The sequence below is a fragment of the Brevundimonas vitisensis genome (assembly GCF_016656965.1).
Classification (GTDB): domain Bacteria; phylum Pseudomonadota; class Alphaproteobacteria; order Caulobacterales; family Caulobacteraceae; genus Brevundimonas; species Brevundimonas vitisensis.
In genome coordinates this window covers 1,650,803-1,674,960 of the sequence record NZ_CP067977.1, presented here as the reverse complement: position 1 = coordinate 1,674,960, position 24,158 = coordinate 1,650,803, and the positions used below count along the sequence as shown (strand labels likewise).

The 24,158-nt window shown below is 67.4% G+C and carries 18 protein-coding genes and 1 riboswitch; of the genes, 11 read left to right on the top strand and 7 right to left on the bottom strand.

The genetic code is table 11. The features are described 5' to 3' along the window. Positions 1-12 precede the first annotated feature (12 nt). Positions 13-768: an SAM-dependent methyltransferase gene (locus tag JIP62_RS08450; protein ID WP_201101764.1), complete on the bottom strand. Its 756-nt coding sequence runs from the start codon at positions 766-768 to the stop codon at positions 13-15. A gap of 70 nt (positions 769-838) precedes the next feature. Here JIP62_RS08450 and JIP62_RS08445 point away from each other — a divergent pair, with 70 nt between their 5' ends. After that, on the top strand, positions 839-1,618 hold the full coding sequence (locus tag JIP62_RS08445) for a tyrosine-protein phosphatase (RefSeq protein WP_201101763.1): 780 nt from the start codon (positions 839-841) through the stop codon (positions 1,616-1,618). 2 nt (positions 1,619-1,620) lie between these two features. Beyond that, a complete protein-coding gene (locus tag JIP62_RS08440) occupies positions 1,621-2,925 on the top strand; it encodes an anthranilate synthase component I family protein (protein ID WP_201104650.1) in 1,305 nt (434 codons plus the stop codon). Between the two features lie 3 nt (positions 2,926-2,928). Here the strand turns inward: JIP62_RS08440 and mutS are convergent, their stop codons facing one another. Further along, complete coding sequence (gene mutS / locus JIP62_RS08435; RefSeq protein ID WP_201101762.1) at positions 2,929-5,616, bottom strand: DNA mismatch repair protein MutS; 2,688 nt, start codon at positions 5,614-5,616, stop codon at positions 2,929-2,931. A gap of 99 nt (positions 5,617-5,715) precedes the next feature. On the opposite strand from mutS, the gene JIP62_RS08430 reads away from it, so the two are divergent. Together JIP62_RS08430 and JIP62_RS08425 are read left to right on the top strand one after the other, a co-directional pair. Beyond that, positions 5,716-6,417 carry a DUF4328 domain-containing protein gene (locus tag JIP62_RS08430; RefSeq protein ID WP_201101756.1) on the top strand — a complete coding sequence of 234 codons (702 nt, stop codon included), beginning with the start codon at positions 5,716-5,718 and terminating at the stop codon, positions 6,415-6,417. 28 nt (positions 6,418-6,445) lie between these two features. Further along, a riboswitch (cobalamin riboswitch) is annotated at positions 6,446-6,645 on the top strand. Positions 6,646-6,819: 174 nt separating this feature from the next. Then, entirely contained in the window at positions 6,820-8,667 is a 1,848-nt protein-coding gene (locus JIP62_RS08425) for a TonB-dependent receptor plug domain-containing protein (RefSeq protein ID WP_201101754.1), read from the top strand. Here the strand turns inward: JIP62_RS08425 and JIP62_RS08420 are convergent. The 3 genes from JIP62_RS08420 to JIP62_RS08410 form a co-directional block, all read right to left on the bottom strand. Then, entirely contained in the window at positions 8,651-9,589 is a 939-nt protein-coding gene (locus tag JIP62_RS08420; RefSeq protein WP_201101752.1) for an aldo/keto reductase, read from the bottom strand. The two genes, JIP62_RS08425 and JIP62_RS08420, sit on opposite strands and share 17 nt — an antisense overlap. A 74-nt stretch (positions 9,590-9,663) precedes the next feature. Next, positions 9,664-10,305, bottom strand: coding sequence for a maleylacetoacetate isomerase (gene maiA / locus JIP62_RS08415; RefSeq protein WP_201101745.1), 642 nt, complete (start codon positions 10,303-10,305; stop codon positions 9,664-9,666). Then, positions 10,302-10,961, bottom strand: a complete 660-nt coding sequence (locus JIP62_RS08410; protein WP_201101743.1) for a fumarylacetoacetate hydrolase family protein — start codon at positions 10,959-10,961, stop codon at positions 10,302-10,304. Before JIP62_RS08410 ends, maiA begins: the two co-directional genes overlap by 4 nt. A gap of 237 nt (positions 10,962-11,198) precedes the next feature. On the opposite strand from JIP62_RS08410, the gene JIP62_RS08405 reads away from it, so the two are divergent. From JIP62_RS08405 to JIP62_RS08385, 5 genes are all read left to right on the top strand, one after another. Next, entirely contained in the window at positions 11,199-11,543 is a 345-nt protein-coding gene (locus JIP62_RS08405; protein WP_201101741.1) for a DUF883 family protein, read from the top strand. Next, positions 11,543-11,938, top strand: coding sequence for a hypothetical protein (locus JIP62_RS08400; protein ID WP_201101739.1), 396 nt, complete (start codon positions 11,543-11,545; stop codon positions 11,936-11,938). The genes JIP62_RS08405 and JIP62_RS08400 overlap by 1 nt, the downstream gene beginning before the upstream one ends. Before the next feature lie 72 nt (positions 11,939-12,010). After that, positions 12,011-12,181, top strand: coding sequence for a DUF1328 domain-containing protein (locus JIP62_RS08395; protein ID WP_201101738.1), 171 nt, complete (start codon positions 12,011-12,013; stop codon positions 12,179-12,181). 106 nt (positions 12,182-12,287) lie between these two features. Next, positions 12,288-12,980, top strand: a complete 693-nt coding sequence (rpe, locus tag JIP62_RS08390; RefSeq protein WP_201101737.1) for a ribulose-phosphate 3-epimerase — start codon at positions 12,288-12,290, stop codon at positions 12,978-12,980. Then, positions 12,977-14,785 (top strand): heparinase II/III family protein, encoded by a 1,809-nt coding sequence (locus JIP62_RS08385; RefSeq protein ID WP_201101736.1) that lies wholly within the window; start codon positions 12,977-12,979, stop codon positions 14,783-14,785. The genes rpe and JIP62_RS08385 overlap by 4 nt, the downstream gene beginning before the upstream one ends. A gap of 76 nt (positions 14,786-14,861) precedes the next feature. Here JIP62_RS08385 and lepA read toward each other — a convergent pair whose 3' ends face one another. Beyond that, on the bottom strand, positions 14,862-16,670 hold the full coding sequence (lepA, locus tag JIP62_RS08380) for a translation elongation factor 4 (RefSeq protein WP_201101732.1): 1,809 nt from the start codon (positions 16,668-16,670) through the stop codon (positions 14,862-14,864). Between the two features lie 221 nt (positions 16,671-16,891). Here lepA and JIP62_RS08375 point away from each other — a divergent pair, with 221 nt between their 5' ends. Further along, positions 16,892-18,010 (top strand): efflux RND transporter periplasmic adaptor subunit, encoded by a 1,119-nt coding sequence (locus JIP62_RS08375; RefSeq protein WP_230974696.1) that lies wholly within the window; start codon positions 16,892-16,894, stop codon positions 18,008-18,010. Beyond that, positions 18,007-21,111, top strand: coding sequence for an efflux RND transporter permease subunit (locus JIP62_RS08370; RefSeq protein ID WP_201101730.1), 3,105 nt, complete (start codon positions 18,007-18,009; stop codon positions 21,109-21,111). Before JIP62_RS08375 ends, JIP62_RS08370 begins: the two co-directional genes overlap by 4 nt. 347 nt (positions 21,112-21,458) lie before the next feature. Here JIP62_RS08370 and JIP62_RS08365 read toward each other — a convergent pair whose 3' ends face one another. Then, complete coding sequence (locus JIP62_RS08365; RefSeq protein WP_201101728.1) at positions 21,459-24,080, bottom strand: TonB-dependent receptor; 2,622 nt, start codon at positions 24,078-24,080, stop codon at positions 21,459-21,461. Positions 24,081-24,158 lie beyond the last annotated feature (78 nt).

Sequence of the window (24,158 nt, the reverse complement as noted above, 5' to 3'; positions counted from 1 at the left end):
GGCCGGACGGGACTATGCGGGGTTCGGACGCAGAAAGACATAGAGGCCGAAGTCCAGATGGGGGCGTCCGAAGTTGAAGAGGGTCTGCACCCGATCGGCCGAGGCCCGCACCCCCGCCGCTTCGGGCCGATCGGCATGTCTCGCCAGCCAGTCCCGGGCGGCGCTGTCCATCGTCGCCAGATAGTCGTCCCAGACGGCCTCGTCCGACGCCTCAGCCAGGGCCACCTCGAACCCGGCCGAACGGGCCGCCGCCTGCCATCCCTCGTGCGTGGCATAGGTGTTGTTCATCTCGACCAGCTGGCGCAGCGGATCGGGCGGGGTTCCCTTCCAGCAGAGATCGCCCCACAGCAGGGCCCCGCCAGGCTTCAGAAGACGCGAAAGCCCCGTCAGCATGGCCTCGGGCGCGCGGGTCCCGTCGCCCACCGGATCGGTTGCGCCGATGGCCACGATAAGTTCGACCGGCGCCATCTGCGCCAGCACCGTGCCGGAGGTCCCGACCCGCAGGTCGATCCGGTCTGTGGCGGCGCTGGCAGCGATCCGGGTGGCGGCCAGATCGGCCATGACCGGATCTGCCTCGACCGTGACGACCTGAAGGTCGAACGCTTCGGCCAGGAGCACGGCGACCGTCGCATTGCCGGTGCCGATATCGAGCGCCCGGTCGCCCGGCCGCAGCCCCGAAAGCCCCACGGCCCGGGCCAGCGCCTCTGGCCGGACGGCGTTGCAGATGGTCAGGGCCTCATAGGCGATGCGATGGAAATTGGTGCGCATGGTCCAGCCATACATCAGACGGGCGGGAGACGCAGGTGATCCGACTTTCGTCGCCTGCTATAGGCCGACCATGAACCCCCGCCTGCACTCCTTCGACGCGGTAGAAAACGTCCGTGACTATGGCGACTACGCCACAGCCGCGGGGCGGCGCATCCGGCCTGGTGTGCTGTTCCGGTCCGGTCATCATGCCAGGGCCACACCCGCCGATCTGGACCGGCTGGCCGCCTTTGGCCTGGGCACGGTGGTCGATCTGCGACGGCCCAGCGAGCGGGTGCGCCAGCCCTCGCGGCGGCATGACGGCTTTGCGGCCCAGGTCATCGAAAGCGATCACGACGACGGCGGCGAGGCCCCACACCTGACCTTTCTGAAGACCGCTGACCTGACCGAGGAGTCGGGGCGTCGGTTCATGACCCAGACCTATCGCCAGCTGGCGTTCGAGCCGTCGCACCTGGATCTGTTCCGGCGATATTTCGCCGCCTTGGCCGAGGACGAGCGGCCTGTGCTGATCCACTGCGCGGCGGGCAAGGATCGGACCGGCATGCTGGCGGCCCTGACCCACCACCTGCTCGGCGTCGGTCATGACGACATGGTCGAGGACTATCTGCTGACCAATGTCGCAGTCGATCTGGAGGCACGCGCACCGGACATGGCGCGGCAGTTGGAGAAGATGACCGGTCGAACGGCCTCGCATGGCGCCGTGGTCGCCTTCCTAGGGGTCGAGCCCGCCTTTCTGGATGCAGGGCTGAAGGCCATCGTCCAGGCCCATGGATCGCTGGACGCCTATCTGGAACAGGCTCTGGGCGTCGATGGTGCCGCCCGCGACCGCATTGTGGAGCGTCTGTCAGCGTGACCATGCATAGGGTCGAGCGGCGGGTGGACTGGCACGATCCGCTGGCAGTTGCCTGTGGCCTTCACCGCCGGACGGGAGCCCTGGCCCTGATTTCGGACGGCGACGTCCGGGCCGGGCGCTCGTGGGTGGCGGCCGAGCCGGACCTGCTGTTCGTCGGTCCCATGCCGCCGGAGGCCCCGTTCCGCATACTGAATGATCCCGATTTCGCCAGGGGCGTGGTCGGCCTGGCGACCTATGACGGCGGGGCACGGCCGGCGACCGGCCAGCGGGGCGTGTCGCAGGACGGCGACTGGCCCGACCTGATGCTGGCCCGCTATCCGGCCCTGCTGCGTTTTCAGGACGGCGTCGCCACGGCCGTCGGCCTGGGGGCCAGCGAGGCCGAGGCGGAAGGCCAGGCCGACCGCGCGGAAGGATGGCTGGGCTTGGCCACCAGCCCCGACGTGCCCGGCCCGCCGGCAGAGACCTTTCACACCGAGGCATCGGACGACGCCTACCGCCATGCCGTGGCCGAAGTGGTGCGCCGGATCGGCGAGGGTGAGCTGTTCCAGGCGAATATCGCCCGGGCCTGGTCCGGACGTCTGGGATCGGGGGTCGATCCGTTCGACGTCTTCCTGCGGCTGGCCAGATCGCGGGCGGCGGCCTACGGGGCCTTCTGGCGGATGGGCGACCGGGCCCTGGTGTCCAACTCGCCCGAGCTTTTCCTGAACTTCGACGCCGCCGCCGCCCGGATCGAGACGCGGCCCATCAAGGGGACACGGGGTCGCGATGCGGATGCGGCGACCGATGCCCGGCTGGCCGCCGACCTGGTCGCCAGCGCCAAGGACCGGGCAGAAAACCTGATGATCGTCGATCTGATGCGCAACGACCTGTCGCGCGTCGCCGTGCCGGGCTCGGTCAAGGTCGAGCGGTTGTTCGAGGTCGAAACCCTGCCGACCGTCCACCATTTGGTCTCGACGGTGACGGCCCAGGCCCGGTCAGGCACCGGTCCTGCCGAACTGATGGGGGCCACCTTTCCACCCGGATCGATCACCGGCGCACCGAAGCATCAGTCGATGAAGGTCATCGCCGATCTGGAACCGCCGCGCGGTCCATGGTGCGGGTCCCTGTTCATGATCGATGCCGAGGGCAGCCTGACCGCCTCGGTCCTGATCCGAACGGCCGGCTTCGTCCAGGATGGGCGGGGATGGTCGTTCCGCACCCTGGCGGGGGCAGGCATCGTGGCCGACAGCGATCCGGACGCCGAACTGGCCGAGACCACGGTCAAGATCAGCGCCCTGAGGCAGGCCCTGACCGGATCGGCCGATTAAGGCTCAGGACGGCGCGATCTGTTTCAGCCGGTACAGAGCCTCTAGCGCCTCGCGCGGGGACAGGGCGTCGGGATCGAGCTCGGACAGGGCCACGTCGAGGGCCGACAGCGGCGGGGGTGCCGCAGGCTCGGCCACAGCGAAAAGGGGCAGGTCGTCCAGTCGGCCATGAGCGGCCTTTTCGCCCTCCAGCCGGGCCAATACGGACTTGGCGCGCGCCACGACGGGGGGCGGCACCCCAGCCAGCCGCGCGACCTGCACCCCATAGGACCGGTCTGCCGCGCCAGGCGCCGCCTCATGCAGGAAGACCAGGTCGCCGTTCCATTCGCGCGCCCGCATCGACAGGTTGCAGACGTGGTCCAGCCGATCCTCCAGCCGGGCCAGTTCGTGATAGTGGGTGGCGAACAGGGTGCGCGTCCGGTTCACGTCATGCAGAGCCTCGGCCACGGCCCAGGCGATGGCCAGGCCGTCATAGGTGGCGGTGCCGCGCCCGATTTCGTCCAGAACGACAAAGGACCGCTCGGTCGCCTGGGTCAGGATGGCGGCGGTCTCGACCATTTCGGTCATGAAGGTGGACCGGCCGCGCGCCAGGTCGTCGCCCGCTCCCACCCGGCTGAACAGCCGGTCAACGACACCCAGCCGCATCGAGGCGGCGGGCACGAACGCCCCGGCCTGAGCCAGGATGACCAGCAGCGCATTCTGGCGCAGGAAGGTCGACTTACCCGCCATGTTCGGCCCGGTCACGATGGCCAGCCGCGCGCAGCCCACGCCCGACCCGTCCAGCCGACAGGGGTTGGGCGTATAGGGATCGCCCGCCGCCTTGACCGCCGCCTCGACCACCGGATGGCGACCGGCCTCGACCATAAAGCCCAGGCTGGAGTCGACGACGGGTCGGACGGCTCCGACTTCTTCGGCCCATTCTGCTAGGGCGGCATTGGCGTCCAGCTCCGCGAGGGCTTCGGCCAGGGTTTGAAGTTTCAGCGCCAGGCTCTCGACCGCACGCCGCCACGCCTCGAAGGTCTCGGCTTCCAGGGCCAGGGCCCGGTGGCCCGCCTGGCTGATCTTCGCATCCAGTTCCGACAGTTCGACGGTCGTGAAGCGAACCTGATTGGCCAGGGTCTGGCGGTGGATGAAGGGGCTGTCGGGACCAGCGCGGAACAGGGGCTCGGCCGCCTTGGCCGAGGCTTCCAGAAAATAGCCCAGCACCGCATTGTGCCGGACCTTGAAGGCGACGCCGGACTGGCTGATCGCGCGGGCTTCCAGCTCGGCGACGACCTTGCGGCTGTCATCACGCAGGGTGCGGGCCGCATCTAGTTCGGGCCGGTGTCCGGGCCGGACATAGCCCCCGTCGCGGACCAGATGCGGGAGTTCCTCGACCAGGCCGTCGACCAGATCGCCCAGCAGATGGCCCAGGGCGGGGTCGAGCGCCAGCTGATCCAGACACGAACCGATGCGCTCGGGCGGCCCGGCGATCGGCTCGCGCGTGGTGCTGGCGAACAGGGCCGACAACGTCTGGGCCGTAGACAGTCCTGCGCGGATTGCCGCCAGATCGCGTGGCCCGCCGCGTCCGAGTGCCAGGCGAGACGCTGCCCGCGCCAGATCGGGACAGGCCCGCAGCGAGGATCGCAGGTCCCGACGCAGGTCGCGTCGCTCCAGCAGCCATTCGACCGCATCCAGGCCGTGGTTGATCTGAACCGGGTCGCGCCGCGGCCGGGCGATGCGTTCGCCCAGGGCCCGGGCGCCCGCCGCCGTCACCGTGCGATCGATCACCGACAGCAGCGACCCTTCGCGTTCGCCCCTCTGGGTCCGATCGATCTCCAGGCTCAGCCGGGTCGCCGGGTCGATAGCCAGGAAGCCGGCCTCGCCCGACCGGCGCGGCGGCGACAGGACCGGGATGCGCCCGGCCTGGGTAGTTTCCAGATAGGCGGCGATCAGCCCCAGGGCCGAGACCTCGGCCTCCTCGAAGGCCCCGAAGCCGTCCAGGACCGCGACCCCATACAGCCGCTCGACCCGCGCCCGCGCGCCGACGGGTTCGGCCTGGGCCTGGGGCAGGGCCTGGACCACGCCGCCCGAGCCATCGAGCGCCGCCTTGGCCTCCGGGTCGGAGAACAGGCGGTCGGGCACCAGAACCTCGGACGGGCGAAAGGCGGCCAGGGTCGCGCCCAGGTCCTTCAGCGCACAGGCCACCACATCGACCGCCCCGGCCGACAGTTCGACCACGGCCACGGCAGCGCGCCCCTTGCGGATCGCCACCGCCGCCAGACGGTTCGCGCCGCGCGCGTCCAGCAAGGCATCCTCGGTCAGGGTGCCGGGCGTCACCACCCGCACGATGTCGCGCCGGACCACCGCCTTGGACCCGCGCTTCTTCGCCTCGGACGGGTCTTCCATCTGTTCGCAGACGGCGACGCGGAACCCCTGGCGGATCAGGCGCGCCAGATAGCCTTCCATGGCATGGACCGGCACCCCCGCCATGGGAATGTCCTCGCCCAGATGCTTGCCCCGCTTGGTGAGGGCCAGTCCCAGCGCAGCCGAGGCCTGGACCGCATCGTCGAAGAACAGCTCGTAGAAATCGCCCATGCGAAAGAACAGGATCGCATCCGTCGCCTTGGCCTTGGCTTCGAGGAATTGCGCCATGACCGGCGTGACGCCCGGCTCGGCAGCGGTCTTCGGCGGATGAGTGAGGGGGGCGTTCATGGAAGACGGACAGGGTGAAGGATTGTGGAGGTCGGCTCAAGCCGTCCTTGCCTATTGCCGTGGGGCGGTGCCAAATGATCGAGGGTGGGGGATACGACCATGACGAGAACTGCGGCCACTATCCGGCCTATCGACCGGCTTTGGGGTGCCGTGAAGGTGTGGACCGTGCTGTACTTCGCGGTGACCGTCTCATTTATGGCCGGTCTCGGCTATCGCGTCTGGCTGGTCGGCCAACTGCCGGGCGACACCTACCTGACGGAAACCAGCTATCTGGTCGGCGGCGAGCTTGAAATCTGGACCACGGCGGCAACGGGCTTGGCCTACTTTGTAACTTACGTCGTCTCGGCGATCCTGGTTCTGATGTGGTATCTGCGGGCTGTTCGAAACGCCCGCGGTCTCAGTCATGGAATCGAGACCTCACCGAAGTGGGTCGTCTGGTGGTTCATCATTCCGCTGGTGTCCCTGTGGATGCCCTACCGCATAACAAGCGAGCTGTGGCGTTCCAGTCAGGCACCCGAAAAATGGAAACGCCTGTCCGATCCCGTCACACTGCGGATCTGGTGGGCTTTGGTTCTGCTGTTCAGTTTCGCAAGTGTGGCTTCCGGCATCATGGGCCGCACAGCTCAATCGGCACGTGAGGTGCTGATCAGCGATGTCGTGTACATGGGCCTCCATATCCTCCCCCTCTTGGCGGGCATTCTTTTCCTCAAGATTGGCGGGGAGATCTCCGCACGCCAGACGGCCCTGATCCAGAGCGGGTACAGGCCCCCTGACCGACAAGGTCCGGTGTGGTCCTCTTGATCCCGCTTGCCTAAGCTGTGCTGCACTGCGACAAGGCGCGCAGGCGGTTAAGGGAACACGGTGCGAAACCGTGGCTGTGCCCGCAACTGTAGGCGGCGAGGCGGTCGTCCGATCCGGATCAGCCATGATCCGGCGTCACTGGGGCTTCATTTCATGAAGGCCTGGGAAGGCGTGGACGCCCGTTGTTGACCCGCAAGCCAGGAGACCTGGCCGCCGACGTCGCTCGTCCGCTGTCCGGGACCAGACAGAGACGCGGGGACCACCGGCCTGATTGTCATCAGGTTCGTTCCGTCGAAGCGACCCGACCCCTGCGTCGCCGCTGGACCCTTGTCCTGCGGTGGGTCGGTCGCTGTTCACAAGCCCCGGCGCGCGCGGTCGCGGGGCTGACGGAGTCACGCTCAGATGAAGCGGTCCATCCTTTTGTCCACCGTCGCCCTGTCGGCGGCGTTTCTTGCCTTACCTGCATTCGCGCAATCCCAGCCTGAAGCCACCGACGTGCCCGAGGTCGTTGTCACCGCGACCCGCATCCCGGCCATCGTCGCCCGGACGCCAGGCGCGCGGGTCATCGATGCCCTGACCATCCACCAGCGGGGTGCCGTCTTTGCTGCCGACATCCTGGCCGATGTGCCCGGTCTGTCGGTGGTGCGGGCGGGGGCCTTCGGCGGTGTCGCCCAGGTCCGTATGCGAGGGGCCACCCCCGGCAAGACCCTGGTCCTGGTCGACGGCGTACCGGTCAACGACCCGGCCGAGGTCAACGGAGCCTTCGACTTTTCCGGCTTTGCTCTCAGCGACGTCGAACGCATCGAGGTGCTCAGCGGGCCGCAGTCATCGCTGTGGGGGTCCGACGCCATCGGCGGGGTGATTGCCTTCACGACCCGCGAGATCGACGGCGTGGCCGCCGAGGCCGAGGCGGGGTCGTATGACACCCTGCGCGGTCGTCTGGCCCTGGGTGTCGCCGACCAGCGCCGCGCCTTGAGCGTCCAAGTCGCCCGCTTCGACACCGACGGCATCTCGGCCGCCGACGAGGCCGACGGCAATCCCGAGGCCGACGGGTTCGAAAACACGACGATCACCCTGAAGGGCCGCTATGCCGTGACGCCCGCCGCCACCTTGGACGGGTCGCTGCGCTGGAGCGACAGCCGGGCCGACACCGATGGCTTCCCGGCACCGACCTTTGCCCTGGCCGACACCCTGGATCGCCAGACCAGCGAGCAGACCTCGGGCTTCGCACGCCTGCGGCTGGACGCCTTCGGCCTGGCCCATCAGTTCAGCGTCTCGGCCATGGAGATCGAGCGCGAGACCATCTCGGCCTTCCCGTCCGTGTTCGAGGCGGACCGGCTGGCTTTGCGCTGGCAGGCGGACGGCACAGCCCTCGACCAGCGCCTGGCCTATGCCTTCGGCGCGGAACGCGAGGACACCAGCGGAAGCCTGTCCAGCGGGCTAACGGAGGAGATGGGAACAAGCTCGATCTTTGGTGTGGCCCGGTTCGAGCCGTCTGATCGCCTGACCCTGACGGCCGGGCTTCGCCATGACGAGACCGACGACTATGGCGGCGAGACCACTGGCCGGGTGTCGGCAGCGCTTGACGTCGCGGGTGGCCTGATCCTGTCCGGGGCCTGGGGCACGGGCTTCAAGGCCCCGTCGATCAGCCAGGCGGTCTGTGACTTCTGCTTCTCGTCACAGCCGTTCCCGAGGCTGAGGCCCGAGACCGCCGAAGGGGTGGAGGTCGCCTTGGGCTGGGCGTCGTCCGATGGCCGGATCGAGGGCCGGGCCACCCTGTATCGGCTGACGGTCGATGACCAGATCATCTATGTCTTCGATACGACCACCTTCGATTCCTTCTACGACAATATCGACCGGACCCGCACCGACGGGCTGGAGGTCGAGGGACGGGCGGTGCTGGGCGCGGGCTTTGACCTGACCCTGGCCTATGCCTGGACCGACGCCCGCGATGAGGCGGATGGCAGCAGGCTTCTGCGGGTACCCGAGCATTCGGGATCGGCCACCCTGGGCTGGACCGGCGAGCGGTTTTCGGGGGCTCTGACGGTGCGAGCCGAGGGCGATCAGGACGATTCCGGCGGCGTGCGCGAGGGCTTCGTCACCGCCAACCTGAACGGGTCCTGGCAGGTGAACAATCAGGTCGCGATCACCGCACGGATCGAAAACCTGGCCGACGAGCACTATCAGCAGGTGCTGGGATACGGCGAGCCGGGCCGCTCGGCCTATGTCGGGGTCAGGCTGCGCTACTGATGCGGGAAAGGGCGGCGCGGTGGCCTAGCGACTGCGCCGTTCCACTCTCGGGCAGGCCCGTTTCCAAGGCCATGGTCGCCCAGTCCAGATGGGCGGGCGCGGGCGCGTGCGAGGCGGCCAGGACAGCGCGGACCTCCGCCGCCGAGGCGACGCTGGCGATCACCGCCGAAACCTGAGGCAGGCCCAGGGTATAGGCCAGGGTTGCCTGCATCGGATCGATACGGGCCTCGGCCAGACGGCGCCGGATGCGCGACAGGGCATGGGCATGAACCGCCATTTCAGGCGGCAGGCTGTCGCCGCTGATGAACAGCACGCCGTCGGCGAAGACGGATGACGCATGCACGGCCACGCCCGCCTCGGCCAGGGTGTCGAGCACGCCCGTGCGATGGGCTCGCTGATCCAGCAGGTTGCAGGGCAGTTGCACCACGTCGGGCTGATATCGCCGGGCCAGCAGCGCCGGCGAGTCTTCCATGGTGGCGCAGAAGCCGATGCGCCGGAACAGTCCACGGTCCTTGAGCGCCCGCAGCCGGTCCCACAGGGCACGTCCATCGGCCCCGGCCAGGTCTCCGGCATGTCCGATCAGAAGGGTGTCGCCGCGCGGCAGACCCATCCGCTCCAGCGAACGGCGGGCGCGGGCCTCGACGCGATCCAGACCTTCGGACAGGGCGACGGTGCGAACCGTGACCTGAAATGGGGTCGGGAAGGGCCAGGCCTGACCCAGCAGCCGCTCGACATCGCCCTCGGGCCGCGTCGCGACCAGGCCCATGCCGCCGTCCGCTGCCGTCTGCAACATCAGCCGCAGCGCATCCTCGCGCGCGCCGACGGGGCGCCCGGCATTCCATGCGGTCTCGCTCCGCTCAGGCTCGGTCACCACGGCCAGGGCCAGCTTGGACTTCACAGAAGGGGCGGCTGCGGACTTCACCCCCTCAGTGTGGCAGGCAATGTTTAAGGGGGCCTGACCGGGACCCTAAGAAGGTCTTACCCGCAGACCAGTGTTCACCCGTCCGCGTCGGGTTGGCGATCCGGGTGAGCGCGAGCGAATGCCTCGTGTTCGAGGGCCTTCTGTTCGACGGCCAGCAGATGAGGATAGGCATCCAGCGGCACATTGAATCGCCGCGCCGAATACAGCTGCGGGATCAGATAGGCGTCGGCCAGGGTCGGAGACGCACCGAAGCACCAGCCTTGGCCATCTCGCGCCACCAGCGCCTCCAGCGCAGCAAAGCCTGCGCCGATCCAGTTGCCGGCCCAGGCGTCAACCGCCGCCTGATCGGCATCGAAACGACCGCGTATGGCGCTGAGCACCCGCAGATTGTTCAACGGATGGATGTCGCAGCCTATCAGGGCGGCCATGGCACGAACGCGCGCGCGTTCCGCAGGGGTGGCCGGCAGCAGCGGCGGGTTCGGCCGCGTCTCTTCAAGCCATTCCATGATGGCCGGGCTCTGGGTCAGGACCAGGCCGTCGATCTCCAGCGCCGGGACCATGCCCTGGGGATTGAGGGCCAGATAGTCGGGCGACCGCTGGGCCCCGGTCCGCAGGTCGACGCCGGACGTCTCATAGGTCACGCCCTTGAGATTCAGGGCGATACGCAGCCGATAGGCGGCCCCGGAGCGCCAATAGCCGTAGAGAATCGCCGTCATCGGGGCTGAACCGTAAAGCTCAGCGGCGACAGTCCATCCACCGTGGCCTCGACGCGATCGCCGGGCACCAGCGGCCCGACACCTTCAGGCGTGCCTGTGAAGATCAGATCGCCGGGCTTGAGCGCCCAGAGTTTGCCGGCCTCGGCCAGGATCTCGTCAGGGCTCCAGATCATGTCCGACAGCCGGCTGGACTGACGGACGACGCCGTTGACCGACAGGACGATCGTCGCCTGTGGGTTCGGCAATGCGCCGAGCGTGAGCGGACCGCAGGGGGCGGACTGGTCGAAGCCCTTGGAGGCATCCCAGGGACGTCCGTTGGCCTTGGCCTCCGCCTGAAGGTCGCGGCGCGTCAGGTCGCAGCCAACCGCCCAGCCGACAATCGCGCCGTCAGGGCCGATGGCACAGACCAGCTCGACCTCATAATGCAGGTTCTGGGTTTCCCCCGGATAGGTGGGATCGGCCCCGTCTGCGACCAGGGCATCGCCGGGCTTGGCGAAGAAGAAGGGCGGTGCGCGCTCTGGATCGGCCCCCATCTCGCGGGCATGGGCGGCATAGTTCTGGCCCACGCAGAGGATGCGGCGAACCGGGAACCGTGCGGCCTGACCGACGACGGGCAAGGACGGAACGGGCGAGGGCGGGAAGATCCAGTCGGTCATGGAAACTTTCGAGTGGCGAGTGGCGTTGGATTAGTGGTCGTTGGCGGGGCCGGGGTCCAGTCTCGAGGGGCCAGGAAAACAATGTCAAAGGCTGTGATTGTCGTCGCAGCCCACTCGCCACTCAACATTCGCTGCCCCAGATCCCATGTTGCATCGCGGGAACCGGGTGGGTGCATTGGCGTTCCGACCCCAAGTTCTCTATCTAAACCGTCAAGCTTAAAGACCGGGAGCAGCATCATGGCCACGACCAAGGCTCGAGAAGACATCAAGAACGACCTGAAGACCCTGAAGGAGGACCTGAAGGTCGGTGCGCGCGAGGAAACCCAGCGCCTGCGCGAGAAAGCTTCGGAGGCCGAAGCCCTGGTTCGCGAAAAGAGCGAAGAGGCCCGTGAGCGCGCGCGCGCCTATTACGAGCAGGCCCGCACGCGCGGCCGCGAATATTACGACGACGCGGCCGAGCGCTTCGACGAGGCCCAGCGTTATGTCGTCGAACGCGTCCAGGAACGCCCTGTGCAGTCGACGGCGATCGCCCTGGGTGTCGGCGTCGTCCTGGGTATGCTGCTGGCCGGTCGCCGGCGCTGATGTTCGGCAAGACGCTGATCCGCCGGGCTGTCGCGACTGCGGTCGCGGCAGGTGCCGGTTTCGTGGCGATCGTGGCCTTTGGCGCGACTGTCTTCTACGCCCTCAGCCTGATCGTGCCGCCTCTGGCGGCGGCTGCCATTACAGGACTGCTGTTTGCGGTTGTGGCGCTGGTCGTCGCCATCGTCTTTCTGCGTTCCGCGGAAGGCGATGATGCGGACGAGGACGAAGAACCTGAGGGCCTGGCCGCGCGGGCGTATCACCTGTTCCGCCAACGCCCGATCCTGGGCACGGTTGCGGGTCTCGCAGGGGGCTGGATCTTCCTGCGCAACCCGGCGCTGGCGACCATGGTCGCTGCCGCCTTTACCGAGAAGAGCCACGTCCGGCGGCGTCGCTGATCGGACCTTTCGGGGAACGGCGACGGTCGAAAGACGTTGATCGGTCAGGCTGTCACCCGAAAGGACATTTCCATGCTGCGCTGGGCTATCATCTTCCTCGTTGTCGCGCTGATCGCGGCTGTTCTGGGCTTTGGCGGCATTGCCAACTTCTCGTTCGAGATCGCCAAATTCGTCGCGGTCATCGCCATCATCCTGTTCGTCATCTCCCTCATCGCCGGCGGTCTGAGGGGGCGACGCGTCTAGACCGGCGTGAAACCGGTATAAAACAGGCCGCGATCCGAAAGGGTCGCGGCCTTTCTCTTGGCCGCCTGGCTTGCCCCGGTGCGAATGCCGCCTTATCCCACGCCCCATGGCCGTATCCCCCCTGATCTGTCCGTCCATTCTCGCCAGCGACTTCGCCCGACTGGGCCAGGAGGTCGCCGCGATCGAGGCGGCGGGCGCCGACTGGGTCCATGTCGATGTCATGGACGGGCATTTCGTGCCCAATCTGACCATGGGCCCGGACATCGTGAAGGCCCTGCGCCCGCACACCAGCCTGCCCTTCGATGTGCATCTGATGGTCGCGCCGGTCGATCCCTGGCTCGAGGCCTATCGCAACGCCGGGGCTGATGTCCTGACGGTCCATCCCGAAAGCGGTCCGCACCTGCACCGCACCCTGGGCCGCATCCGACAGCTCGGTGCCAAGGCCGGCGTGGTCTTCAACCCATCGACGCCCCTGTCCATTCTGGAGGAAGTGGTCGATCTGGTCGATCTGGTGCTCATCATGTCGGTCAACCCTGGCTTCGGCGGGCAAGGGTTCATCCCCTCGGCCCTCGGCAAGATCGCTCGGGCCCGGACCATACTGGACCGGGCTGGCTCGTCCGCCACGCTTCAAGTGGACGGGGGTGTGACGTCTGCCAATGCCGCGGCCTGCGTCGCCGCCGGGGCCGATGCGCTGGTCGCCGGTACGGCGGTGTTCAAAGGGGGCGAAGCTGCCTACGCCGCCAATATTGCGGCCATCCGGACGGCCTGTGCCACTGTTTCCCCGGAGGCTGGCGCGTGAGCCCAGCCGGTCCGTTCTCAAAGCCGGACATCGGGGCCTCGCCCGCCGACATCCCCGGTCTGCGCGGAGCACCGGTGCGGACACCGATCCGGGGCAGCGGGGCCGCAACCGGTCCTGGGCTCTGGCCCGCCGTGCTTGGTCGGATGCTGACCCGGCAGCTGTGGATCGAACTCTATGGGCTGCCCGGCTATGCCCAGACGCTGCGAAGCGGACGGGTCACAGCCTTTGCTGCCACGCCGCGCGACTTTCGACCCGTGGATGGCGCGGCGGGCAAGTCCATCCTGAACGGGCGCTTCGTCCTGGCCGGAACCAGCCTGGAAGCCCCCGCGCCGGCTGATCCCTGGAACCGGGCCAGTCCCAGCCGGACCTTCGCGACCGAACTGCACGCTTTCGTCTGGCTGGCCTCATTGATGCAGGAGGGCGACCGGGGCGCGCGCGAGGCGCTGCGACTGACGCTGTCCTGGGGCAACACCTTCACCCGCTGGTCGCCCTTTGCCTGGGGGCCGGAGGTCCTGGCCCGCCGGGTCCTGGCGCTGGCCTGTGCTGCACGGCGGATGGGGGCCGTTGCGACCGAGGAGGAACGCGTCAGGCTTGCCGACCTGCTGGTGCGTCAGACCCGTCAACTTCTGCGCCCGCCCGGCGGCCTGGCCGGACAGGCCGAGCGGCTGATCGCGGCAGCGGTGTCCGGCAGCGTCCTGGCGGGACCGACCGGAGCCCGCCTGCGCCGCATCGCCCTGGCCAGACTGCCGCGCGCACTGGAAACGACGGTGGCACCGGACGGCGCCCATGCCTCACGCTCACCCGAGGCGGCAATGGAGCTGCTGCTCGACCTGCTGACGCTGGACGACGCGCTCAGCCAGGTGGCCGAGACCCTGCCTCCACCGGTGGCGGCGACCGTGACCCGGCTGACGGCGGCGCTGCGTCTTCTGACCCTGCCCGATGGCCGGCTGGCGGCTTTTCAGGGTGGAGCGGCATCCAGCGCGGCGCGCGTCGCCGCCGCGCGGTCGCACGACCAGAACGCGGCCTTGCAGGATGTCACCGGCACGGTCGGGGGTCTGACACGGGTTCGTACCCCCTTGCTGACCGTGATCGCAGACACCGCCGCCCCGGCGCGCGGAGCCTGGGCCGGGGCTGCCTGTGCCCAGCCGCTGGCGCTGGAGATCCTGTGTGGTCGGGACCGGCTGGTTTCGGGTTGCGGCTGGACGCCGCGCGCTGCGGACCGGCAAGGTCTGAGGCTGACGCCGGGCCATTCCACCGTCACCCTGGGCGAGACGTCGCTGGGCGAACCCCTGGGCGGGTGGCGGGCCGAGCTGATGGGCGCCCGACTGATCAGCCGTCCCTATGCCGTCACGGCCGAGCAACGCGAGAGCGACAGCGCGGTCTGGCTGGAGGTCGAGCATGACGGCTGGGTGCCGCTGTTTGGCCTGAAGCATCAGCGGCGACTGTATCTGGACCAGAAGCTGGACGAACTGCGCGCCGAGGAACGCCTTTATCCGGCCGATGGACAGTCTGCCACGGTACGGGCGATCGCCACCCCCTATGCGGCGCGTTTCCATCTGGAGCCTGGCGTACAGGCCTCACTGGCGCGCGACCGGCGCTCGATCCTGCTGCGCGGCCATTCAGGGCGTGGGTGGTGGTTTCGCACCGACGGGCCGGACGTGGCGATCGAGCCGTCCGTCCATGTCGATGACGGGCTGACCCGCCGTTCGCTGCAGATCGTCGTGCGCGGCTCGGCCCGCACCGACGCCGAGACCCGCATCCGCTGGAAGCTGAACCCGGCCGGAGCGGCGGGCGATCCGGTCTAGATCGACGAAGGGTCCGGAACGACGCGGGCCACGCTGTTGAAGGGGACCGGCCCTTCGAACCGGTCCCCAAACCGGATCAATCCTCGTCCATCTTCAGCGCGGCGATGAAGGCTTCCTGCGGGATTTCGACCTTGCCGAACTGGCGCATGCGCTTCTTGCCGGCTTTCTGCTTCTCCAGCAGCTTCTTCTTGCGGGTGGCGTCGCCGCCGTAGCACTTCGACGTCACGTCCTTGCGCAGGGCGCGGACGGTCTCGCGGGCGATGATCTTGCCGCCGATGGCCGCCTGGATCGGGATGACGAACAGATGGGGCGGAATCAGCTCCTTCATCTTTTCGACCATGCTGCGGCCGCGCATCTCGGCCCGGCCACGGTGGACCAGCATGCTGAGGGCGTCGACCGGCTCGGCATTGACCAGGATGTTCATCTTGACCAGGTCGCCGACCTTGTACTCGGTCAGTTCGTAATCGAAGCTGGCATAGCCCTTGGAGATGGATTTCAGCCGGTCGTAGAAGTCGAACACCACCTCGTTCAGCGGCAGCTCATAGACCACCAGGGCCCGCGCCCCGACGTAGGACAGTTCGATCTGCTGACCGCGCCGGTCCTGGCACAGCTTGATGACCCCGCCCAGATATTCGTCGGGCGTCAGGATGGTGGCCTTGATCCAGGGCTCGGCGATGGTCTCGATCTGCATGACGTCCGGCAGGTCGGCCGGATTGTGCAGCTCTATCTCGGTGCCGTCGCGCAGCCCGATCTTGTAGACGACCGAAGGCGCGGTCGCGATCAGGTCCAGGTTGAACTCGCGGCTGAGCCGCTCCTGGATGATCTCCAGGTGCAGCAGGCCCAGGAAGCCGCAGCGGAAGCCGAAGCCCAGGGCCGCCGAGCTTTCCATCTCATAGGTGAAGCTGGCATCGTTCAGCCGCAGCCGGCCGATGGCAGCGCGCAGGTCTTCGAAATCGGCGGCATCGACCGGGAACAGGCCGCAGAAGACCACCGACTGGACTTCCTTGAAGCCTTTCAGCGGCTCGGCCGTGGGCCGCTTCTCGTCGGTCAGGGTGTCGCCGACGGCGGCGTGGGCGACTTCCTTGATCTGGGCAGTGATGAAGCCGACCTCGCCGGGGCCCAGGCTTTCGACCGGGGTGTTCTTGGGCAGGAAGACGCCGACCCGGTCGATCAGGTGGGTCGAGCCGTTCTGCATCATCTTGACGCGCATTCCGGCTTTCAGCGTGCCGTCGAACACCCGCACCAGGACGACAACGCCCAGATAGGGGTCGTACCAGGCATCAACCAGCAGGGCCTTCAGCGGCGCATTGGGATCGCCCTTCGGCGCCGGCAGGCGGGTGACGATGGCCTCCAGCACGTCCTCGATGCCGATGCCGGACTTGGCGCTGCACAGGACCGCATCGGACGCGTCGATGCCGATGACGTCCTCGATCTGCTGGCGGACCCGATCCGGCTCGGCGGCCGGCAGGTCGATCTTGTTCAGGACCGGCACGATCTCGTGATTGTTGTCGATGGCCTGATAAACATTGGCCAGGGTCTGGGCCTCGACCCCCTGCGACGCATCGACCACCAGCAGCGAGCCCTCGCAGGCCGCCAGCGAGCGGGACACCTCATAGGCGAAGTCGACGTGCCCCGGCGTGTCCATCAGGTTCAGCACATAGTCCAGCCCGTCGCGCGCGCGATAGTTCAGCCGGACCGTCTGGGCCTTGATCGTAATGCCCCGCTCCTTTTCGATTTCCATCGAATCAAGGACTTGCGCCGACATTTCGCGCGCGGACAGGCCTCCGGTCACCTGAATCAGGCGGTCGGACAGGGTGGACTTGCCGTGGTCGATATGGGCGACGACGGAGAAGTTGCGGATTCGGTCGATCGGAGGGGTCGTCATGCTGGGGCGCGGTTAGCATGGGCCGTGTCCGAACGCCAATCCGGGTGCTGCGCTCCGACGCGGCCGGGCGTCGCATTACTTTGTCGTAATGGCCTGTGGACGCGTTTGAGAACGGCTTCTGAAACGGCTATGGAGCGACGTTAGACGGCGACGATCCAGGCCCTGGATTTCCGCCGCACCGACCCCGCCCATCGGCCGGGTCGAAACGGGGATAGCACGACGTGACGATTTCCAAGCGACAAGCCGGTTTGAGCCTGCTGGTGGCCGCTGTGTTGGGCCTGGCGGCCTGCGGTGGCAATGAGACTGAGGCCCCGCCGCCGTCGCGTCAGTCGGTCACCGCCGCGACCGTGACCCTGACCCCTCTGGACCGGGTCGTTACCGCCTCGGGCAGCGTTTCGGCCTGGGAAGAGGTGCCGGTCGGCGCCGAGACCGGCGGCCTGGTCGCTACCGGCGTCTTCGTCGACGAGGGACAATATGTTCGCCAGGGCCAGGTGCTGGTCAAGCTGAACGACGCCCTGCTGCGGGCCCAGCTGCGCCAGCAGGATGCCGCCCTGGCCTCGGCCGAGGCCACCCTGGCCCAACAGGAGGCCGCCCTGGCGCGTGCCGGTGAGCTGCGCGAGCGTGGCTTCCTCAGCCAGGCCTCTCTGGATACGGCCATCGCCAATCAGCGCACGGCCCAGGCCAATGTCGCGGCGGCGCGGGCCGCCCGCTCTGAAACGGCTACCCGGCTGGACCAGACCAATCTGCGCGCCCCGGTATCGGGCCTGATCATCAGCCGCAGCGTGACCCGGGGCCAGATCGTCCAGCCCGGAACCGAGCTGTTCCGTGTCGTCCGCGATGGGCGACTGGAGCTGGACGCCCAGGTGCCCGAGACCGAACTGCCGCTGGTGAGTCCCGGCATGGCCGTGGCCATCACCTCCGACCAGGCTGGCCAGACCACCGGCACCGTCCGCATCGTGACGCCCGAGGTCGATCCCCAGACCCGGCTCGGTGTCGCCCGCATCACCCTGGCCTCGGGAAGCGGCCTGCGTCCCGGCATGTTCGCCCGCGCGACCATTGCCGTGGGCGCCGCGCCGGTCCTGACGGTGCCGTCCGACGCCATCGTCTTCCGGGAGGGCAAGGCGGGCGTCTATGTCATCGGGTCCAATGACGCCGTCCGCTTCGTCGAGGTCAAGACGGGTGCCCGGTCTGGCAATCTGGTCGCCATCGAGGCGGGACTGAGCGCCGGTCAGCGCGTGGTCGTGCAGGGGGCCGGCTTCCTGGGCGAAGGTGATCTGGTGACTGTCCGCGCGGCTGGCACAGTGCGTGCCACGCCCACCGCCCAGGCGACCCAGCGATGAATTTCAACAACATCTCGTCCTGGTCGATCCGGAATCCGATCCCGATCGTCCTGCTGTTCATCGTCCTGACGCTGGCGGGCATCGTCAGCTACTTCAACCTGCGGACCAACAACTTCCCCGACGTCGATCTGCCGATCGTGGTCGTCACCGTGGTGCAGCCCGGCGCCGCCCCGACCGAGCTGGAGACCCAGGTCACCCGTCTGGTCGAGGATTCGGTCGCGGGCCTGGGCCAGGTCCGGCACATCACCTCGACCGTCTCGGACAGCGCCTCGACCACCCAGATCGAGTTCCAGCTGGGCGTCGACCTGGAAAAGGCGACGAACGACGTCCGCAACGCCGTCACCGCCATCCGCCAGAACCTGCCCGCCGATGTGCAGGAACCGATCGTGCAGCGCGTCGAGTTCAGCGGAATCCCCATCGTAAACTATGTCGTCCGCGCCCCGGCGATGAACCCTGAGGAAATCAGCTGGTTCGTCGACAACACCGTGTCCAAGCGGATGCTGGCGGTGTCGGGTGTCAGTCAGATCAATCGCGACGGCGGCGTGGATCGCGAAATCCGCATCAAGCTGGACCCCGCGCGGCTGGAGGCGGCCGGCGTCACGGCCGCGGCCGTCTCGAACCAGCTGCGGGCCTCCAACATCAACCTTCCGGGCGGCCGGGGCGAGATCGGCGGCGAGGAACAGGCCATCCGCACGGTCGGATCGGCCGCCTCGGTCGAGGCCTTGCGCGAGACCCTGATCCCGGTCGGCGGCCGTTTCGTTCGCCTGGGCGATCTGGGCGAGGTGACGGACGAATGGTCCGAGCCGCGCGGGCGCGCCCGGTACAATGGCGAAGAAGTGGTCGGGTTTGGCGTCGTCCGCTCGATCGGATCGTCGGAAGTGGACGTCTATCACCGCGCGATCGAGGCCATTGAGGCGCTGGATGCGGAGCGTGACGACGTCACCTTCGAGATGGTGTCCGACACCACCTCCGACGTCATCAACAACTTCCATGCCTCGGTCGAGGCCCTGCTGCTGGGCGCTCTTCTGGCCATTGCCGTGGTGTTCATCTTCCTGCGGGACTGGCGCGCGACTCTGATCGCGGCCATCGCCATGCCGCTGTCGCTGATCCCCACCTTCTGGGTCATGGATCTGACCAACCAGTCGCTCAATGTGGTGTCGCTGCTGGCCCTGTCTCTGACCATCGGCATTCTGGTGGATGACGCCATCGTCGAGATCGAGAACATCGTCCGCCATATCCGGGACGGAAAAGCGCCCTATCCGGCGGCGATCGAGGCTGCCGACGAGATCGGCCTGGCGGTCATGGCCACGACGGCAACCCTGGTGGCGGTGTTCGCCCCGACCGGATTCATGCCGGGTGTGGTCGGCCAGTTCTTCGTCAGCTTCGCCATCGCCACCTGCGTCAGCGTGCTGTTCTCCCTTTTGGTTGCGCGGACGCTCACGCCATTGATGGGGGCCTATCTGCTGAAAAGGGACCAGGGCAAGGAGCACCCGGATCCCTTCTGGATGGCGCCCTTCCTGCGCTGGCTGGGCTGGTCGCTGAACCATCGCTGGATCGTCTTCGGTCTCGGCGGCCTGTTCTTCGTCCTGTCCATCGGTCTGGCGACGCAGCTGGCCGGGGAGTTCATTCCGGTTGAGGACACCTCGCGCTCCAGCCTCAGCGTCCAGTTGCCGCCCGGCACGACGCTGGAACAGACCGATCAGACGGTCGCCGATATCACGAAAATTCTCAGGGCTCGGCCGGAGGTGGAGTCCGTCTTTTCCTCGATCGGCTCGGCCACCGTCAGCTTCGGCCCGGGAGGCGGCAGCAGCGCCGGCGAAGTCCGCAGGGCCTCCATGACCGTCAATCTGGTCGGGCGGTTCGAGCGCAAGCTGAACCAGCAGGAGTTTGAACGCGAAGTCGGTCAGGCGCTGCGCGTCATTCCCGGCGCGCGGATCCAGTTCGGTGCGGCCGACGGCGGCGGTGGCAACCTGCTGACCATTGCCCTGGTCGGTGACGATGCCCGAACTCTCGATGCGGCGGCCGCGCGGCTGGAGCGCGAGATGCGCGAAATGCCCGGTCTGGCCAATGTCATTTCCAGCTCGGCCCTGGTCCGGCCCGAAATCCTGATCACGCCCAAGGCGGACATCGCAGCCCTGCAAGGCGTCTCGGCCCAGGACATCTCTCAGGTCGCGCGCGTTGCGACCCTGGGTGACGCTGATCAGCTCCTGCCGAAATTCAATCTCGGCGACCGCCAGATTCCGATCCGGGTCATGCTGGACGAGGAGGCCCGCAGCCAGCTGGGTATCATCGAGAATCTGAAAGTGCCCACAGCATCCGGCGCGGCCGTACCCCTGGCCGCCGTGGCCGACATCAGCTTCGGTGCCGGACCCAATCTGATCGAGCGCTACGACCGTCGCCGCGTGGCCAATATCACGGCCGAACTGTCCGGCACGACGCTGGGCGAGGCTTCGACGGCCATCAACAGCCTGCCCGCCATGAAGGAACTGCCCGAGGGCGTGTTCCAGGCCGCCTCCGGCCAGCTGGAAAGCTTCCAGGAACTGGGCACCGGCTTCATGTTCGCCATCGTGACCGGCATCCTGTTGATGTATGTCGTCCTGGTGCTGCTGTTCGGCAGCTTCCTGCATCCGATCACCATCCTGGCGGCCCTGCCGGTGTCCTTCGGAGGGGCCTTCTTCGCCCTGCTGATCACGGGCAAGTCGATGTCCATGCCGGCCCTGATCGGCATCATCATGCTGACCGGGATTGCGGCCAAGAACTCCATCCTGCTGGTCGACTACGCCATCATCGCCATGAAGCAGGGCATGACCCGGCGCGACGCCCTGATAGATGCGGCGCACAAGCGGGCGCGGCCGATCATCATGACCACCATGGCCATGGGTCTGGGCATGCTGCCCATTGCGGCGGCGATCGGCGAGGGGACGGCCTTCCGCTCGCCCATGGCGATCGCGGTGATCGGTGGTCTGATCACCTCCACGGCCCTGTCGCTGCTGTTCGTGCCGGTGGTGTTCAGCCTGATCGACGGCTTCAAGGTCCGGATCGAAAAGCGGATGGCTCGCCGTTTCCACGGTCAGCGCGGCGAGACGGGCCCGGCCGAATAGGCACCCGTCTCGGCCGCTTCGCGCCGTCGTCGCGTCTTGCCGCAGGCGGGTGTCTTGCGCGCGTGAGCGATGATGGCGCCTCTCTCCCGGAGCCACAGCCCATGGTGCTGAAGTTCGAAAGGGCCGCGGCCTTCTGAGAGGCCATGGCCTTTGGCCGGCATTCCGGCTTCCTGACAGCAGCCGTTCGACCGCAGGCGGTTACTGCACGCAGGATAGACACGCGGGGCTATAGCGGCCTTTCTCCTCCCGTCCATCGCCCATCGCCGGGTGACCCAAAAGCAAAACCGGCCGGGGTTTCCCCCGGCCGGCTGCATTTTACGACTGCCTGACCCCGAGGGGCCCTGCGATCAGTAGCGGAAGCGCAGGGTTGCGCCGAAGGTCCGCGGCTGGCCCAGGAAGGCGTTGTAGGTCTGGGTGTCGCGGGCCGGGCTATAGAAGGTCCCGTCCGGCTGAACCGTGGACTGGAAGGCCGTGCCCTGCAGAGGGGCGTTGAAGCCGACCTGGATGTATTCTTCGTCGGTCAGGTTCTGGGCCCAGAACTCCCAGGTCCAGCGCTCGTCCTCGGTGCCGATGACGATCCGGCCGTTCACCGTGGTGAAGGCGTCCTGCTGCTTGAAGGGCAGCAGGTCCGAACCGGTGTTGTAGTCGGACATATACTTGGCCGCCAGGCTGAAGCCGCCGCGCAGACCGTTGCCCAGGCTGCGATCGAAGTTGATCGACAGCGACCCCGACCATTCCGGCGCGAACGACGGACGGCTGCCCGGCAGAAGCGAGGCGGCGGGGAAGTTGTTCGGATCCACCAGATCGGCGGCCGTGAACTCGCCGTACTTGGCGTCGGTATAGGTCAGACCACCCTGCAGGCTCAGACCCTCGACCGGGGTGAACCAGACCATGTCGGCATCGATGCCGCGCGAGGTCAGTTCCGGGATCGGCTCGACCGTGAAGCCCACGCCGTTGAAGGTGTTCAGCTGGAAGTTTTCGAACGTCTGATCGAAGTAGGTGGCGTTCAGCAGCAGGGTGCGGTCCAGCAGCGTCATCTTCACGCCGGCTTCATAGCTGTCGACCGTCTCGGACGGGAAGAACAGCGACGACACCGGGGTGATGGTGCCAGTGCGGTGCACGCGGTCCAGATTGTAGCCGAAGCTCTTATAGCCGCGAGCATACGACGCATAGAACAGGAAGGACGGGTTCAGGCGATAGGAGGCCTTGATCGTGCCGCTGAGTTCGCTGTCGTCGAAGCTTTCGTTGACCGCGCGGTTGTTGAAGGCGCTGTTGGCGAAGGGCAGACAGATCGCCCCCAGGATGCCGCCGACTTGGGTCGGGCCGAGAGCGCCGCCGATTGCACCAGCATTCAGTTGAGCCGCCGTACAGGCCGCGCCATTGGTGCCGACATTGTCCTGCAGTCCGTCCAGGGACTTGTCGTCCATGGTGTAACGCAGGCCCAGCGTCAGATCGAACTGTTCGGTGACGTGCCAGGTGTTGTTGGTGAAGATGGCGTAGGAGGTCGATTCCTGGTCATAGGTGTCGGCATAGCCCTGGCCGACCGTGAAGCCCTGACCGGTGGCCGGAACCGCACCGTAAAGGCAGCCCTGCAGACCCGCAGCGGTCTGACCCGTGGCCGTGAAACAGCCGATGCGGCCCGGGTTGATCGGGATCGCACCCGGAGGCGTCGGGAGGCCGGCGGTGGCCGCGTTCAGGCTCGCCGTCAGCAGGAAGGAGATATAGGGGGTGTAGTCGGCACCGAAGTACCAGGTGTCGTTACGGGTGATGTCTTCCGAGGTCGCGAACAGGCCGACCAGCCAGTCGAAGCGGTCGTTCTGACCGGCCAGACGGAATTCCTGGGTCAGGTTTTCAACGCTGTAGCCGTTCTCTTCGTCCTGGACGCGATAGGCGATGTCGGCACCGGTATAGTCGATGTCCTGACCCAGTTCGGTCGACCAGTCACGCCACGAGGTGACGGAGGTCAGGGTCGCACCACCGAACATGCCCGGCAGGTCGATGTTGGCTTCGACCGACAGGCCCATGTCCTCGATGCCCTGGCCCGTGGCGCGGTTGGCGAAGGCCGTGCGCGAGAAGGGCAGGGCGGCGAAGCCGGGAGCCGGAGGACGCTGGCCCGTGCCGTTCGACAGCGGATCGATGAAGTTATAGGTCGGGCCGGTGCGGATCTGCACGCCGACGCAGCAGTATTCGTTCCGCTCGCTGTAGTCGGCGATGATGCGGACCGATGCCGTGTCGCTGGGCAGCCACAGCAGCTGGGCGCGGGCGGTGTGGAAGTCCTGGTTCTGGTCGTCGGTTTCCTGACGCGGACCGTCGCCGGTGTTGACCTCATAGAAGCCCTCGCGAACACGGCGGGCGCCGTACAGGCGGAAGGCCAGGGTGTCGGACAGCGGGCCGCTGACCGATCCGGCAGCGCCATAGCCGCCATAGTTCGAGACGCCGAGTTCGAAATTATACTCGGGCGTGAACGACGGGGCCTCGGTGATGATGTTGATCACGCCGGCCGAGGTGTTCTTGCCGAACAGCGTGCCCTGCGGGCCCTTCAGCACTTCGATGCGGCCGATCTCGCCCAGGTCGCCGAAGCCGACCGAGTTGCGCGAGCGATAGACGCCGTCGATCACGACGCCGACCGAGCTTTCCAGGCCGGGGTTGTCACCCACGGTACCCACGCCGCGGATACGGGCGGTGGTCGAGGCTTCCGACGAGGTCGAGGTCACCGTCATGCCGGGGGTCAGGATCTGCAGGTCCTTGATGTCGCGGACGCCGGCGTCCTGCAGGGTTTCCTGCGAGAGGGACGTAACCACGATCGGCACGTCCTGCAGGTTCTGCTCACGCTTCTGCGCGGTGACGATCAGATCGTCGACCGTGGTGGCTTCCTGGTCCTGAGCCGAGGCGGCCCCGGCGAAACCAAAGGCGACGGCACCGACCACGAGGGCCGAGGCAGTGTAACGAAGACGGTTGGTAAAGCGCATGACGGCTCCCGGCGCATGGCCCGACCGTCGACAGACGGTCGTGGCGTTTCCTGTTCCCAGACCCCCGCCCTTCTTGAA

Excerpts from the sequence above, each read along its gene's own strand:
- JIP62_RS08450 (WP_201101764.1), bottom strand. The coding sequence starts at position 768 with ATGCGCACCAATTTCCATCGCATCGCCTATGAGGCCCTGACCATCTGC.
- JIP62_RS08445 (WP_201101763.1), top strand. The coding sequence starts at position 839 with ATGAACCCCCGCCTGCACTCCTTCGACGCGGTAGAAAACGTCCGTGAC.
- JIP62_RS08440 (WP_201104650.1), top strand. The coding sequence starts at position 1,621 with ATGCATAGGGTCGAGCGGCGGGTGGACTGGCACGATCCGCTGGCAGTT.
- mutS (WP_201101762.1), bottom strand. The coding sequence starts at position 5,616 with ATGAACGCCCCCCTCACTCATCCGCCGAAGACCGCTGCCGAGCCGGGC.
- JIP62_RS08430 (WP_201101756.1), top strand. The coding sequence starts at position 5,716 with ATGACGAGAACTGCGGCCACTATCCGGCCTATCGACCGGCTTTGGGGT.
- JIP62_RS08425 (WP_201101754.1), top strand. The coding sequence starts at position 6,820 with ATGAAGCGGTCCATCCTTTTGTCCACCGTCGCCCTGTCGGCGGCGTTT.
- maiA (WP_201101745.1), bottom strand. The coding sequence starts at position 10,305 with ATGACGGCGATTCTCTACGGCTATTGGCGCTCCGGGGCCGCCTATCGG.
- JIP62_RS08410 (WP_201101743.1), bottom strand. The coding sequence starts at position 10,961 with ATGACCGACTGGATCTTCCCGCCCTCGCCCGTTCCGTCCTTGCCCGTC.
- JIP62_RS08405 (WP_201101741.1), top strand. The coding sequence starts at position 11,199 with ATGGCCACGACCAAGGCTCGAGAAGACATCAAGAACGACCTGAAGACC.
- JIP62_RS08400 (WP_201101739.1), top strand. The coding sequence starts at position 11,543 with ATGTTCGGCAAGACGCTGATCCGCCGGGCTGTCGCGACTGCGGTCGCG.
- JIP62_RS08395 (WP_201101738.1), top strand. The coding sequence starts at position 12,011 with ATGCTGCGCTGGGCTATCATCTTCCTCGTTGTCGCGCTGATCGCGGCT.
- rpe (WP_201101737.1), top strand. The coding sequence starts at position 12,288 with ATGGCCGTATCCCCCCTGATCTGTCCGTCCATTCTCGCCAGCGACTTC.
- lepA (WP_201101732.1), bottom strand. The coding sequence starts at position 16,670 with ATGACGACCCCTCCGATCGACCGAATCCGCAACTTCTCCGTCGTCGCC.
- JIP62_RS08370 (WP_201101730.1), top strand. The coding sequence starts at position 18,007 with ATGAATTTCAACAACATCTCGTCCTGGTCGATCCGGAATCCGATCCCG.
- JIP62_RS08365 (WP_201101728.1), bottom strand. The coding sequence starts at position 24,080 with ATGCGCTTTACCAACCGTCTTCGTTACACTGCCTCGGCCCTCGTGGTC.